This window comes from Krasilnikovia sp. MM14-A1004, from assembly GCF_047159485.1.
Taxonomy (GTDB): domain Bacteria; phylum Actinomycetota; class Actinomycetes; order Mycobacteriales; family Micromonosporaceae; genus Actinoplanes.
The window spans coordinates 6795465-6807670 of record NZ_AP038773.1 but is presented as its reverse complement, the minus strand read 5'-3'; the positions used below and the strand labels follow the sequence as shown (position 1 = coordinate 6807670).

General features: G+C 71.4%; 12 protein-coding genes and 1 pseudogene. 4 read left to right on the top strand and 9 right to left on the bottom strand.

The genetic code is table 11. The annotated features are described in order from the left end of the window. Nucleotides 1–284: 284 nt before the first annotated feature. From ACMCNN_RS29715 to ACMCNN_RS29675, 9 genes and pseudogenes are all read right to left on the bottom strand, one after another. Complete coding sequence (locus ACMCNN_RS29715) at nt 285–1790, bottom strand: tyrosine-type recombinase/integrase (RefSeq protein WP_412743764.1); 1506 nt, start codon at nt 1788–1790, stop codon at nt 285–287. Next, entirely contained in the window at nt 1787–2143 is a 357-nt protein-coding gene (locus ACMCNN_RS29710; RefSeq protein WP_412743763.1) for a DNA-binding protein, read from the bottom strand. The genes ACMCNN_RS29715 and ACMCNN_RS29710 overlap by 4 nt, the downstream gene beginning before the upstream one ends. Nucleotides 2144–2423: 280 nt before the next feature. After that, entirely contained in the window at nt 2424–2678 is a 255-nt protein-coding gene (locus tag ACMCNN_RS29705; protein ID WP_412743762.1) for a DNA methyltransferase, read from the bottom strand. A 238-nt stretch (nt 2679–2916) separates the two neighbouring features. Beyond that, nucleotides 2917–3345 (bottom strand): annotated as a pseudogene (locus ACMCNN_RS29700) (DNA methyltransferase); the annotation flags it as partial. Nucleotides 3346–3504: 159 nt separating this feature from the next. Continuing rightward, on the bottom strand, nt 3505–4347 hold the full coding sequence (locus ACMCNN_RS29695; protein ID WP_412743761.1) for a hypothetical protein: 843 nt from the start codon (nt 4345–4347) through the stop codon (nt 3505–3507). 16 nt (nt 4348–4363) lie between these two features. Further along, entirely contained in the window at nt 4364–4942 is a 579-nt protein-coding gene (locus ACMCNN_RS29690) for a DNA cytosine methyltransferase (protein ID WP_412743760.1), read from the bottom strand. Further along, complete coding sequence (locus tag ACMCNN_RS29685; RefSeq protein ID WP_412743759.1) at nt 4939–5292, bottom strand: hypothetical protein; 354 nt, start codon at nt 5290–5292, stop codon at nt 4939–4941. Before ACMCNN_RS29685 ends, ACMCNN_RS29690 begins: the two co-directional genes overlap by 4 nt. Next, nucleotides 5289–6299 (bottom strand): TRM11 family SAM-dependent methyltransferase, encoded by a 1011-nt coding sequence (locus tag ACMCNN_RS29680; RefSeq protein WP_412743758.1) that lies wholly within the window; start codon nt 6297–6299, stop codon nt 5289–5291. The genes ACMCNN_RS29685 and ACMCNN_RS29680 overlap by 4 nt, the downstream gene beginning before the upstream one ends. Further along, nucleotides 6292–7209: a hypothetical protein gene (locus ACMCNN_RS29675; protein WP_412743757.1), complete on the bottom strand. Its 918-nt coding sequence runs from the start codon at nt 7207–7209 to the stop codon at nt 6292–6294. The genes ACMCNN_RS29680 and ACMCNN_RS29675 overlap by 8 nt, the downstream gene beginning before the upstream one ends. Before the next feature lie 1045 nt (nt 7210–8254). Between ACMCNN_RS29675 and ACMCNN_RS29670 the strand changes: the two genes are divergently transcribed. The 4 genes from ACMCNN_RS29670 (at nt 8255) to ACMCNN_RS29655 (ending at nt 12187) form a co-directional block, all read left to right on the top strand. Next, nucleotides 8255–9151, top strand: coding sequence for a hypothetical protein (locus tag ACMCNN_RS29670; protein WP_412743756.1), 897 nt, complete (start codon nt 8255–8257; stop codon nt 9149–9151). 710 nt (nt 9152–9861) lie between these two features. Continuing rightward, nucleotides 9862–10236, top strand: a complete 375-nt coding sequence (locus ACMCNN_RS29665) for a pilin (RefSeq protein WP_412747322.1) — start codon at nt 9862–9864, stop codon at nt 10234–10236. Between the two features lie 5 nt (nt 10237–10241). Beyond that, complete coding sequence (locus ACMCNN_RS29660; protein ID WP_412743755.1) at nt 10242–11147, top strand: hypothetical protein; 906 nt, start codon at nt 10242–10244, stop codon at nt 11145–11147. A 116-nt stretch (nt 11148–11263) separates the two neighbouring features. Then, a complete protein-coding gene (locus tag ACMCNN_RS29655) occupies nt 11264–12187 on the top strand; it encodes a PrgI family protein (protein WP_412747321.1) in 924 nt (307 codons plus the stop codon). The last annotated feature ends 19 nt before the right edge of the window (nt 12188–12206 follow it).

Below are 12206 nucleotides of genomic sequence, written 5' to 3'. Positions count from 1 at the left end.
TGTCATGATCGCCATGACGACCGCCGTGGGTCGCGGTCCTCGCGTGGAGCTGCTGTCGCACGTTCTCGACCGACGCCAATTGTTGGCGCCTGGCGGGCGATAATCAGCCGTGGACTCCCGCTGGAGGGTGCTCATTTGATCATGGGCAGGGGCTCCTGGTCTGGTTCGGGATCCATTGCTTGGCGTTGTCCCAGTCGCGTTCATCGGTCTTGGGAAACGACACAGCGTCGTGGGCGAGGGTGCCAGGGTTGCTCGTTCTTTGCGGCGCTGCTCGTCGATGCTGATCATGCGGTACGTGGCTGTCGGGGGATGAGGTTGGCGGCGGTATCGGCGTGCTGGCGCTGGAACTCCAGCAGCACGCTGGTGTAGATGTCGGAGGTGGTGCCGACTCGGGCGTGCCCGAGGAGTTCCTGGACCTCCTTGAGATCGGCACCGCCTGCGCGGAGATAGGTGGCGGCGCCGTGCCGCAGGTCGTGCAGGCGTACGGGGGGCAGGCCGCTCTTGACGACGAGGTGTTCGAATCGGTCGCTGACCGCTTGTGGGTGCCATGCCTGCCCGTCGGGGCGTACGAAGAACAGGCCGGTGTCGGGCCAGTCGTCGCCGTTGGCCTGTCGCCAGCCGTCGCGTCGGCGACGGTAGTCCAGCAGGACGGCCTCGGTTTTGGGGCCTGCGGGGATGATGCGTTCCCCGGCGTCGCTCTTCACGAATCGGGTGACGGGTTGGTAGCCGACGGCGGTGATCTGCTGGACGACCGTGATGATGTGGTCGTCGAAGTCGACGTCGTGCTCGCGTAGGCCGCAGGCTTCGCCGCGGCGTAGGCCGCGGTGCACGATGAGCAGGAACAGCGGGTAGAGGGCGATGTCGTGACGTTCGGCGAAGTCCAGGAACTCGCCTGCTTGTGCGGGGGTCCATACCATGACGGGTCCGGGGCGCTCTCCGGTCTTGTTCCACCGGGCCACGGCGGCGCTCGTCCACACTTTGGGTTTGCGTTTCTTCTGTGGGCGTAGCTCGATGCCGAGGGCGGGGTTGGAGTCCCGCAGGTGGTAGGTGTGGATCATGTCGTTGAGGAATTTGCGCAGGGTGGCGTGCAGGCGTTGCAGGCTGGAGGCCCCTAGGGGCCGGACTCCGCGCACGGATGCCTGTACGCGCGGGTCGGGGCTGGACTTCGCGGTGATGATGTCGGCGTTGCGTTGGTCGAGGGCGTCGTACATCGCGTTGATGTGGTGGTGGTTGAGGTCCTGGATCGGCACGTCGCCGAGGTGCGGGGTCAGGTAGAGGCGGATGTGGTCGGAGTAGCCGCGCATGGTGTGCTCTGCCAGGCCGCGCCGTCCCTTGAGCCACATGGTGAGGCACGCGCCGGTGGTCTTGTCGGTGTGCACGGCGACCCCGGCCTTGACGCGTTTGGCGACGGTGTCGCGGTCGGGCAGTGGGGTGCCGCGTTTGCACGCGGCGAGCATGTCGGCGATCTCGAGGCGTCGCTGCGGGTTTGTTCCAGCGAGGTCGAGCAGGCTGCGGGCGTGGTCGAGTTCGGCGGCGGCGGCGTCGCGCAGGGCGAAGCCGCTGGTCCGCCGCAGCTGGCGGCGGGGTCGGCCGGGGTGGTGGGGGAGTTCGAGTTGGTAGCCCCAGGACCCGTGGTGCGGATGCCAGCCGCCGCCGGCGCGGTAGAGCTTCGGGCAGGTGGAGTTGAGGCGTCGTCTGGTGTCGGGGTCCTTGCAGCTGCAGCGTTTGAAGACGGCGCCTTCGCCGCTGTTGTCACTCTTGCGGGAGGCGTCGAGTTGTTGCGTGTTCACGGTTCTCCTGGAGTCCGGGTGGGCTGGGATCGGGGTTGCGGTCCTTCTGATCGGTCCCTGTGGTGATCCACGCTCTGCTCGGCGGCGGGGGTCAAGTCGGCGCCGCTGGTCAGACGCAGGGTCGCGAGGATCGGTGCGACGGGAATCCGGTAGAGGGTGCCGGCGCGGATGACCGGCACCGGGAAGGTCCCGTTCCTGGCGAGGTTGTAGGCCAGGGCCCGGCCGAGGCCGAAGATCTGGGCGGCGGTGAGTAGGTCGGTGACGGCGCCGAGTGCGCGGATGCGTTCCTCGGTCCATACGCCGTCAGGGGTGGGGTTGTCGGTGTTCGGGGTCGTGGTCGGGTCGATGGGCATGCGTGAGTTGCTCCTTGCTTCGTGAAGGGGATTGAGGCCGGCAGCGTGCAACGAGGTCCGTCGAGCGGTCCCGGTTCGTCGAGCCGTCCGGGCATTTGATCCATGACGCGGGGTTTTGAGCACGCGGGCGACCGGCCGATCCACGATGGCCACTCCGACCAGAACGTCGCCGTCGGTGACGCCGATGGAGAACTTGTGTCCCGGGGGTGGCCGGTGGCGATGGTCCAGTCGGACACGAACTGGCGGGTCTGCGCGAAGGTCACCGGCACGGTCCGCAGGCTCACTCCGCCCGTCCTGGGTCCGGTAGGTGCGGGGTGAGCCGGGTCAACGTCTCGTCGAGGAACACCGAGTTGACGTCGACCCCTTCGAACCGGCGCCCGAGCTGCAACGCCGCCAGCCCGGTGGTGCCGGCACCGCAGAACGGGTCCAGGACGAGGCCGCCTTCGGGGCAGCCGGCGGCGATCGCCCGTAGCGGCAAGTCGAGCGGGAACGGGGCGACGTGCGCGCCCCGGTAGGGCGGGTGGCGATGCGCCACACGTCGCCGGGGTTGCGCCCGGCCGGGTGGGCGGCGGTGTGGGCGTGCCCGACCGCCCGCAGGTTGCCCGATCCGGCGCCGGCCGCCAACTCACTGGTGTGTTTGCTGGCGAGGGGCCCGTACGTGCTGGTGCCCCGGCGCCGTGCGGTGGCGTCGACCCCGCCGGCGCGTCCCTTGTGGCTACCGCCGAAGACGCGGGTGCCGTCGGCGGCGTCCGGCCGGGCGAGGGGATGCGGATGGGGTCGAGGTTGACGAAGTACTTCGGTGACTTGGTGAACAGGAACAGCAGTTCGTAGGTCGCCGACAGCCGGTCACGCACCGACTCCGGCATCGGGTTCGGCTTCGCCCACACCACCGCGTTACGCAGGATCCAACCCGAGGCCTGGAGGGCGAACGCGGCCCGCCAAGGCACTCCGAGCAGGTTCTTCGCCGGCAGTGGTGCGGGCCTACGGCCGGCCGGCAGCCAACGGTTGCCGGCGATCCCGCCGGTGGTGTCGTAGGCGGTCCGGGTGCCGGCGCTGTAGCTGTCGCCGAGGTTCACCCAGCAGGTGCCGGTCGGGGCGAGCACCCTGCGAGCCTGGTCGAACACCGCGACCAGGTGATCGAGGTAGTCGTCCAGGACGGTGCGGGCAGGCCGGGTCGCCGCGATCCCAGCGGCCGGTGCCATAGTCGCGTAGACCCCAGAACGGTGGGGAGGTGACCAGGCAGTCGACGCTGTCGTCCGGCATGGCCGTGAGGACACGGGTGGCGTCGCCCAGATACAGCTGGACTGGGCCGTGCCGCCGGTAGTGGTAAACGTCCAGCACGGGCAGCGCAGGGTGGCCGGTCATCGGCGCACCGCCCACCGGTACGGGCACAACAGCAGCCGCAGCGCGGCTGCGGCCTGCTGGTGGACGACCCCGTTGCCGAGCACCCGCAACGCGGCGGTGCGCGGCAGCCCCAGATCGGTGACCCACCCTGCTGGCAGGCCCATGAGCCACTCGACGAACGGTGGACCAAGCACCGGCTTGCTGTGCCTGCCGGGCTGGGTTGGTTCCGGGACGGGTCGGCCCAGCAGCACCTCCCACCGGGCGACCGCCTCGGCGTAGCCGCCCCAGCGTTGCGGGTCGACAGTGCCGAGGTCTGCGACCGCGGTGGTGAGGTCGACCCCGCCGGTGCCGTGTCGCCAAGGGCCGTGCCCGTCTGACGCCCGTGGCGTCGGCAACGTGCGTACCTGGACCGCCGCCGAGGGAAGGGTCAGGTCGCCGTGCGAGCCGCGCTGTCCCGGGCAGCCCTTGGCGCCGTCGGTGGCGCGTGGGGTGGGCAGCAGCACCTGGGACAGCGGGGGCCGGAACCCGCGCCCGGCTCGTCGGCCTGGCGTGCCGGTGTCGCTGGCGCGCGGTGTCGGGAGCAGGCGGGCGGCGTCGGTCAGGGTGCGACCGGCGTGTCCGACCATCGGCGTCCTGCGTCCGGCGGTGCAGTTCGCCGAGCAACGGGAGTCTGCCATCGTCGGTGTGGGCAGCAGGGGCCCGGGGGTGAGTTGCTCGCGGACCAGCTGGGGCAGACTGGGCCGGCGGGCCGCCCCCGGCGACGGTGACCGGTTGGAGCCGGCGCTGGCCGCGGTGGGTGTGGGCAGCAGCATGTGTCGGCTGCCGCCGGGTTCGATGAGGTCGGGCAGGCTGCGGGGCATACCCGGCCCTTTGCCGTCACGGGTGCACGGAGTCGGCAGGGTTGGTATCGGCGTTGAGCAGATCCGTCCGGACGGCCAGCAGGAACAGCCGGTCGCGTCGGTGGGCGGCGCCGATGTCGGATGCGCGTAGGCATAGCCAGCTCGTGTCGTACCCGAGCGCGGCCAGATCGGCGTGGACTTGGTTGAGTCCGCGCCGGAGGAGCGCGGCCACGTTCTCCACGAACACGTACGCCGGTTGAAGCGCGCGAACGGCGTCGGCGACGGCTGTCCACACGCTGCTGTGGACGCCGGTGATGCCGGCCCGCTTGCCGGCGTTGCTGATGTCCTGGCAGGGGAAGCCGGCGGTGAGGATGTCGACGGGTGTGACGGTGCTCCAGTCGACGGTGCGAATGTCGCCGAGGTTGGTGACGTCGGGCCAGTGGTGGGCAAGGACGGTGTTGGCGTGCGGGTCGGTCTCGGCGTACCAGGCGAGTCGGCCGCCGAGCACCAGCTCGACGGCAAGGTCCAGCCCGCCGAACCCGGTGCACAGGGACCCGATGCGCACTTCCGTGCCGGATCGGTCGGTGTCGAGATGGGGCTGTCTTGCACTGTTCACGCCACCTCCCGCCCGGCCGCCGCGGTGCCGACGTCGGCCGGCTCCGGTGGGTCGGGGTCGACCGGCTCAGTGGGGTGGGGGCAGGTGAACGGCCCGCACCCCGGTGCGTCCCCTGGCGTACGTCGGGTGCGGGGGCGCAGGACCACCTCGTGTACGACCTGCATCCCGGCTGCCGCGGCGATTCCGGTCAGCCGGTCGAGTTGCCGGTACACCGAGTGGGGTTCCCATCCGGTGTCGGCGAAGACCGCGACATCGAACGGGGCGATCTCGCCGCCCGCCGCGAGCAGGACGATGGCCGAACTCTGCAACCCGGCGCCCAGACTGAGGACACGAAGACGGGGCTGGCTCATTCGCTGCCCTCCCCGCCGGTGGATTCGACTGCGGGTTTGGTGAAGATCAGGACGTCCTCGTGCGTGATCAGGTGCAGCGGGGTCCCGGCGGCGCGTGCCTTCCGCACGGCGGTGATCTGGAAGAACGAGGGCCGGGCGACCAGCCGGCCATCCCGGACCGCGCTGAGCAGTGCCACGCAGCGTTCCGTGGGGATCAGCCCGGCGCGTAGGCCGGCCCCGATGACTGCCGAGGGCAGGTCGACGAGCTGGCCGTTCTTGCGCCAGGGCCGGGCGGTGACCACGACGTGGCCGCCGGGGCGCAGCAGCACGGCGCAGCCGCGCAGGATCTCCGCGAAACCGTCGGCGAGGCCGGTCAGGTCGCGGTAGGCGAGGTTGCCCTTGTCGGTGCCGTAGGTGTTGTCGGACTTGGCCACGCCGTCTTCGCCGGGACGCACGAGGCCGTGCACGGTCGGCCCGTACGGCGGTGACGTCACGACCAACGCGACCTGCCCGGCCAGGGCGGACGGGACGAGCGACAGCAGCCGGGTGGCGTCCCCACGGATCACTGCGGCTTTGCCGGGTGCGCCCTGGGCGTGCGCGTGGGCGATGTTCGCGTCGGCGATGTCGGACCATCGCGGTTCGTACTCGATACCGATCGCGTCGCGGCCGAGGTGCGCCGCCTCGACCAGCGTGGTGCCGATCCCGCACATGGGGTCGAGGACCAGGTCCCCGGGCTGGGTGTAGGCGGTGACGGCGTGCGCCGCGATCGCCGGGAGCATCCTCGCGGGGTGTTTGACCGACCCGGCCACGTACCGTCCACGGCGCTGCACCGGACCGGTCGCCTGCGCGGTCGCCCACACCGACAGGACCTGCGGGTCCGCGCGATGCTGCCCTTCACAGGGCTCGGCGTGCTGATGCCGAGACTCGTGCGCGGCGCCGCTGGCGCCATGCCGCGCGTCGCCGGCACGGTGCCGGCCGGGACGGGGATCGTCGGTGGTGGCCGCGGTGGTCGAAGTGTGCTCAGCCACGGTCCTCACCGCCCTTGCGACGGCTGCCGGTGGGCCGGATCTGCTGGCTGAACACCAGCAGGTCGGCGTGCACGCGCAAATGCGCGACCGTCCACTGGGCCCCGCCGACCTCGGCGGCAAGGCCGAGCAACTCCTCGTCGGTGACGTAGTAGACGAACGCCTCGGCGCCCGCGTCGGCGTCTACGGCGACGATGTGCTGCAGATAGCCGAGCCCGACGCTCGCGGCGGCGGTGGAGATGGGACTGAAGTCCTGCGGCGCGACCGCAATCTGGTCGGGTGCGGCGACCACGAGGACGAGGCAGCCACCCGGGCGCAGCAGCCGGGTGCAGGCGTTCAGCAGCCAGGCCAGCCGGACCCGGTTGGCGGCGTCCCCGTCGTGCAGGGGCCACATCGCCACGACCAAGCTCGTGCTCGCCTGCACGGACGTGCCGTCGGCGAAGGGCTCGATCGGGCCGGCTGTAGGGTTGTCGGCCGCCGTCAGCGGGTCGGTGAGGTCGTGACCGAACCATGCGGGCAGCTCCGGCGGCTCGACCCGGACGTCCTCGTGGACCGTCGGATCGCCGGCCTTGCCGGTCCGGGTGCTCGGGCCGATGATCAGGCTGGCGGCGTCGGTGAGCCAGCCGGGGTGATGCCTGCGCCGGCCGGCCTGGCACGCGGCCGTCAGGGCGTGTCCGTCGGTGAGGTCGACGACCGCCTCCCCGGCTCGGCTGTAGGCCGAGACGAGCCGGTAGGCCAGCCGGGCGCTGACGGGATGCAGCATGTCCTGCTGCGCGCGGGCGGTGCGCCACACCGTGATCGGCACCGGTGTGTCGCCAGGTACGGCGTCGATCAGGGTCGGGTCGGCACCGGAGAGCTCCGGCCCGACGGGTCGGTCGGGGGTGTGATTGGGCTGCGGTGAGTGTTCGCTCATGTGATGTCGGCTCCGCGCCGCACCGCTGATGCGCTGACACCCTCACACCGCCGTTTGTGTGCTCTGCCGAACGCTTCCCCCGCTCACAGACGCTCACGGCGGCCTTACAGCGGCGCTGAATGTGGCACACAGTCCCGATACCGCACGATTGTCGACGTCCATTCGCGAGACTTCTCTTGCGCGCGCGACGGAGGCGTCGCGCCAAGGGATGTGCACACAGCCCGGTGACCGCCCCGTTCGTCCATATCCCGTGGCGTTATGCATGGTTTCCGCGTCGCGACCCAGAATCGGAGGCTCGGCGGACTGCTGGCGAATTCCGCGTCACGGCCACGTATCGACTCGAAACACCAGCCTGGGTCCGTGCGGGTTGCGCCGCCCCCGGGCGGCTCGGGCTGCGGTCGACACGGGTTCCGGCGCGGCTCGATTTCCGTGTTGCCTGGATCGCCGTGTCATCGTGCCGGTGACGCGCCGACACGGCGCAGGCGTCGGTGTCCTCGCCGTCTGCCGTGTCACTGCCGACCGCGCCGGTGACATGCCAGAAGCCGGCCGATGTCATTGTTCCGCCCCCGGGTGGCATCGCCGTCGAGGGTTGGACATGCCTGCGCGCCGCCCCCGACCGTGTCACGGTCCCGGGTGTCTCGGTAAGAGCGGCGGGTCGGTGTCCGTGAGCTGTCGTTGTGAGCCGTGGCGAGGCCGCTGTGAGTCGTGGCGAGCGCGATCGCCCGCCGGTGACATCGCCTCGTTGACGTAGTCCGCGGCCCTCGCCGTGATGCTCCCCGGACGGCTGTCATCGTCCGTCTCCGAATGTCACAGTGCAGCTCATCCGGCCTGCCATGGCTTCGGGTCAACGAGATCTGTCGATGTCGTGGCGATGGTTGACCCGCGCCGGCCGACGGCCCGGGCACGCCGCGGACATGTCACATCGGGCCGGTGACCTGTGGTGTGACACATCTGTGAGCCGCTCGTGTCCTACTCGGTGCCTCGACGTCGCCCCGTGACACGGGCCGGCGATGTCACCCCACCTCGAACTCCTGGAGTTTGTGACATGAGCGTGTCCGCCACCGACTGGCCGACCTCCCCACTGTCCGCCGCCGCGACCGCGTTCGCGGCACTGACCTGCGAGCCCGACCCGATGACCCTCGACCTCGGCCAACTCGACCCGGACGCCGGCCTGCCGACCGGTGTCATGACCCTGACCGACCTGGACGACTGGCTGGCCAAGCACCGGCATGCCTTCGCCGCGCGGGATGCGGTCTGGCGCGAACTGGTGCGCCGGGCCCGACTCGATGGGCCGGAATGGGTGATCGCCGCCGTCGGGATGGCGATGCCGGCCCTGCGCCGCTACGCCGTCCAGCTCGCGATCGGGTATCGCGGTGACCGCGACGACGTGGACGCCGAGGTCCTCACCGGCTTCCTCGCCGCCCTGCGTGAGCGGGTGGACCTGGCTCGGCCAGCCCCACACGCCGCCCTGTGCATGGCGGCGTTTCGGGCCGGGCACGACCATGTGCGCCAGTCGCGGGAGTACACCCCGGTCGACGACGTCGAGCACGTGACCGGCCCGCGCACCCCGATCGTGCCGTGGGGTCATCCCGACCTGCTGGTGCGCCGCGCGGTCCAGCTCGGCCTGGTCGACGAGACCGACGAGCAGCCCTACATCGACGTGCGGCTCGGGCAGAAGGCCATCGAACCGATCGCCGCCGGCCTCGGCGTCACCACCGACGCCCTGCGCATGCGGTTGGGCCGCATCGACACCCGACTCGCCGACGCCCTCGGGCGAGGCCTGCTGACCGGCGCGGTCTCCGCAGACGCCGCCCAGCTGCTCGCCGAGCAGGCCGCCCGGCGCGCCGCCCTGCGCGCCAGCCGCGCCGTCACCTCCGCCGGCGGCTCGGCCACCTCGCGCAGCCACCCCGCACAGCAGACGCTGCTGCCGTTTGCGGCCTGAACGACCGCATACCCCTTCGCGCCCTCGCTGGTGGAGTCGTCCACCCGCGAGGGCGCCGACGTGTGTGCACCTCGACGGGGCTCTGCGCGGGTCCCGCTGAGGCGTATCAGCGGTGCCGGCGGAGCCGGATGTTGAACTCGGCGCACGGTGCGGTCGCCGGGCCAGGCGAGCCGCCAGCCAGCCATGCCGGAAGGCTCACACCGACCCCTGACCTGCGCTGTGAGCCTTACGGCAGGGGTTGTGAGCCTTCGGTGAGCCGGGTAGGCGTTCGGCAGAGCACACAAATGCCGGTGTGAGGGTGCGGAACCATTTACCGAGCCGAGGACGGCGTACGCCGAGCAGCGGCCGGATCGGTCTCCGCCCCGCCGCCGGGCCCGACAGGTATCGGGCCGTCTCGCGAGCCGCAACGCCTCGGGTGCCGCGCCTGCTTGATGCGCTGACACTCATCGATCACCGCCACACCCGCTGAGGGAGGACGAGCTCCTCCCGGGGCCTGTTGTGACTGGTCGACGCGTCCTGCTGCCTCCGCGCCCGGCGGCGGTCCTCATCCGACCGCTCGCACAGCCCGCCCGATCCCGGGCCGGGCCGGAGGTGACCATCCCATGTCCCGCCATCGCACCACCACCACTGGCCTGCGGGCTCACCCGCGTGCCAACGTCCGCGCCGTCGCCGGCTTCGGCCGCCCGGCCGCCCGCCTGGCCCCATCCCGCCTGTCGCTGGGACGCCGGCCCGCACCCCTCGGGCTGCCCCGCAGGGCCCTCCGGGTCGCCGCGCACACCGCGACCGTCCTGCTCATCCTGTCGGCGCCGGGCGCCGCGTACGCCGATGCCGGCGACACCGTCTACCTAACGGCGAACTCCCTGCCCACCGTCATCGACAATCTGCAGACGTGGGTGATGGGCATCCTCGCCGCGATCGCCACCCTCTTCCTGGTCCTGGCCGGGGTGTACTGGGCGACCGCCGGGGGTGACCCGGCACAGGTCGACAAGGCCAAAGCCGCGTTGAAGAACGCCCTGATGGGCTACGGCCTCGCAGTCCTCGCACCCGTGCTGCTGCAGGTCGTCAAGGGCATCGTCGGCGGCTGAGCGTCATGGGTTTCATGCTCGACGGCATCCTCGACTGGTTCGCCGACGCGATCCTGGACGTCTTCAACACCCTCATCGCCGGGATCACCGGAGCGCTGCTGCACACCCCGGACGTCACCGTCCTACCCCAGGTGGAGGCCCTGACCGGACGCTCCATCCTCATCGTCGACACCGTCTTCGTGCTCGTGTTCGTCGCCGCCGGAGCGCTCACCATGACAGCGGGCGGCGACGAACGCGCCCGCTACGGCGTCAAGGAGCTGCTCCCACGCTGTGTGGTCGGGTTCGTCGCCGCGCACTTCTCCCAGTTGATCGCCGGCAAACTCATCGAGCTCGCCAACGCGCTCACCGCGGCGCTGACCGATCCCCGCACCGGCGCCGACGGCGGCCTGGCCGGCATCAAGACGCAGATGGATGCCTCCCGCGACCACCTCGGCGGGCTGCTGTTCATCGTCTGCGCCGCGATCATCGTCATGCTGCTCGCCGCGACGGCGATCAGCATGATCGTCCGATTCGCGATCGCCCTGGTCCTCACCACGATCGCGCCGATCGCTCTGGCGATGCACGCCCTGCCGCAGACCGACCCGCTCGCCCGCCTGTGGTGGCGCGCCTACGCGGGCATGCTGGCGGTGCCCGTCGCGCAGGGCATGTTCTTGGCAGCCGGGCAGTGGATGCTGCTCGACACCGCCCACATGCTGCCGCTGTTGGGCCTGCCCGTGGAACCCGGCGGCGTGATCAACCTGTTCGTCGTGATGGTGCTGCTGTGGACCGCGGTCAAGGTCCCCGGCTGGATGCGCAAGCTCGTCACAGCACCCGGCGCCCGCAACACCAACGTCGTCGGCGCGGCCGTACGCATCGTCGTGGTGCAGCAGATCAGCCGCGTGATCCCCGGGATCGGCCGCCTCGCCCGCTGACGCCCCTTGCGTTGCGCACCCCGGCCCGGCGCTCCTACGCCAAGACCAACCTCCTCTGTCTGGAAGGCAATGCGATGAGTTCTGCCCACCCTGACGGCCCGGACGTCCGGGCGAAGATGGCGGCCGACGTGGACGCCCCCGACAAGGTCCTCTACGGGCTGACGTTCCGTCAGCTCGCCCTGCTCGCGGTGGCCGCCGTCGTCTTCTACGCCGCCTGGCGCGGCCTGCACACGCTCGTGCTGACCCCGCTGCTGCTCGGCGCGGGTGTGGTGTTCGGCGGCCTGGTGTTCGGCCTGGCCGTCGGGCGCCGCGACGGACTTCCCCTGGACCTGTGGCTGCTGGCCGCGATCCGTCACGCCCGCGCCCCACGGGCGCTGTCGACCACCGACACGACCTCGCGCACCCCGGACTGGGTGCAGGCACCGAAACCGACGGTGCTGCCGGCCCCGTTGAAGCTGCCCGCCGACGCCATCGCCGCCGACGGGCAGATCAGCCTCGGCGCAGTGCGGGCGGCGATGGTCGCCGCGACCAGCGTCAACCTGCACCTGCGCACCCCAGGCGAGCAGGCCGCCCTGATCGACACCTACGGCCGGTGGCTCAACAGCCTGTCCACGCCAACGCAGATCGTGGTGTCCGCCCAACCGGTCGACCTGCGCTCGCACGCCAAGTCCCTGGCCGCCGCCGCGCCCGCCCTGCCGCACCCTGCCCTGGCCGCGGCGTGCGCGGACCACGCCCGGTTCCTCGACGACCTCGCCGAACGCCGCGACCCGCTACGCCGCCAGGTCCTCGTCGTCACCCGCACCGGTGCGGGGGAGCGCGGGGAGCACGCCGCCCGCAGGCGTGCCGACGGCACCGTGCGCGCCCTGTCCGGCCTCGGCGTCACCACCCGCGCCCTGGACGGTCCGGCCGTGACCGCGGCGATTGCCGCAGCCGCTGACCCGTACCGGCCGCCGCGCCCCGGCGGGCTGGCCGCCCCCGACACCGTCATCACCGCCTCCGCCACCCGCCCACACCGTCACGCGAAGGACCGGCCGTCATGAACCTGACCCGCAAGACGAA

What these genes read in the sequence shown, in the direction of transcription:
- ACMCNN_RS29655 (WP_412747321.1), top strand. Translation starts at nt 11,264, where the DNA reads ATGGCGGCCGACGTGGACGCCCCCGACAAGGTCCTCTACGGGCTGACG.
- ACMCNN_RS29670 (WP_412743756.1), top strand. Translation starts at nt 8,255, where the DNA reads ATGAGCGTGTCCGCCACCGACTGGCCGACCTCCCCACTGTCCGCCGCC.
- ACMCNN_RS29695 (WP_412743761.1), bottom strand. Translation starts at nt 4,347, where the DNA reads ATGCCCCGCAGCCTGCCCGACCTCATCGAACCCGGCGGCAGCCGACAC.
- ACMCNN_RS29685 (WP_412743759.1), bottom strand. Translation starts at nt 5,292, where the DNA reads ATGAGCCAGCCCCGTCTTCGTGTCCTCAGTCTGGGCGCCGGGTTGCAG.
- ACMCNN_RS29675 (WP_412743757.1), bottom strand. Translation starts at nt 7,209, where the DNA reads ATGAGCGAACACTCACCGCAGCCCAATCACACCCCCGACCGACCCGTC.
- ACMCNN_RS29710 (WP_412743763.1), bottom strand. Translation starts at nt 2,143, where the DNA reads ATGCCCATCGACCCGACCACGACCCCGAACACCGACAACCCCACCCCT.
- ACMCNN_RS29660 (WP_412743755.1), top strand. Translation starts at nt 10,242, where the DNA reads ATGGGTTTCATGCTCGACGGCATCCTCGACTGGTTCGCCGACGCGATC.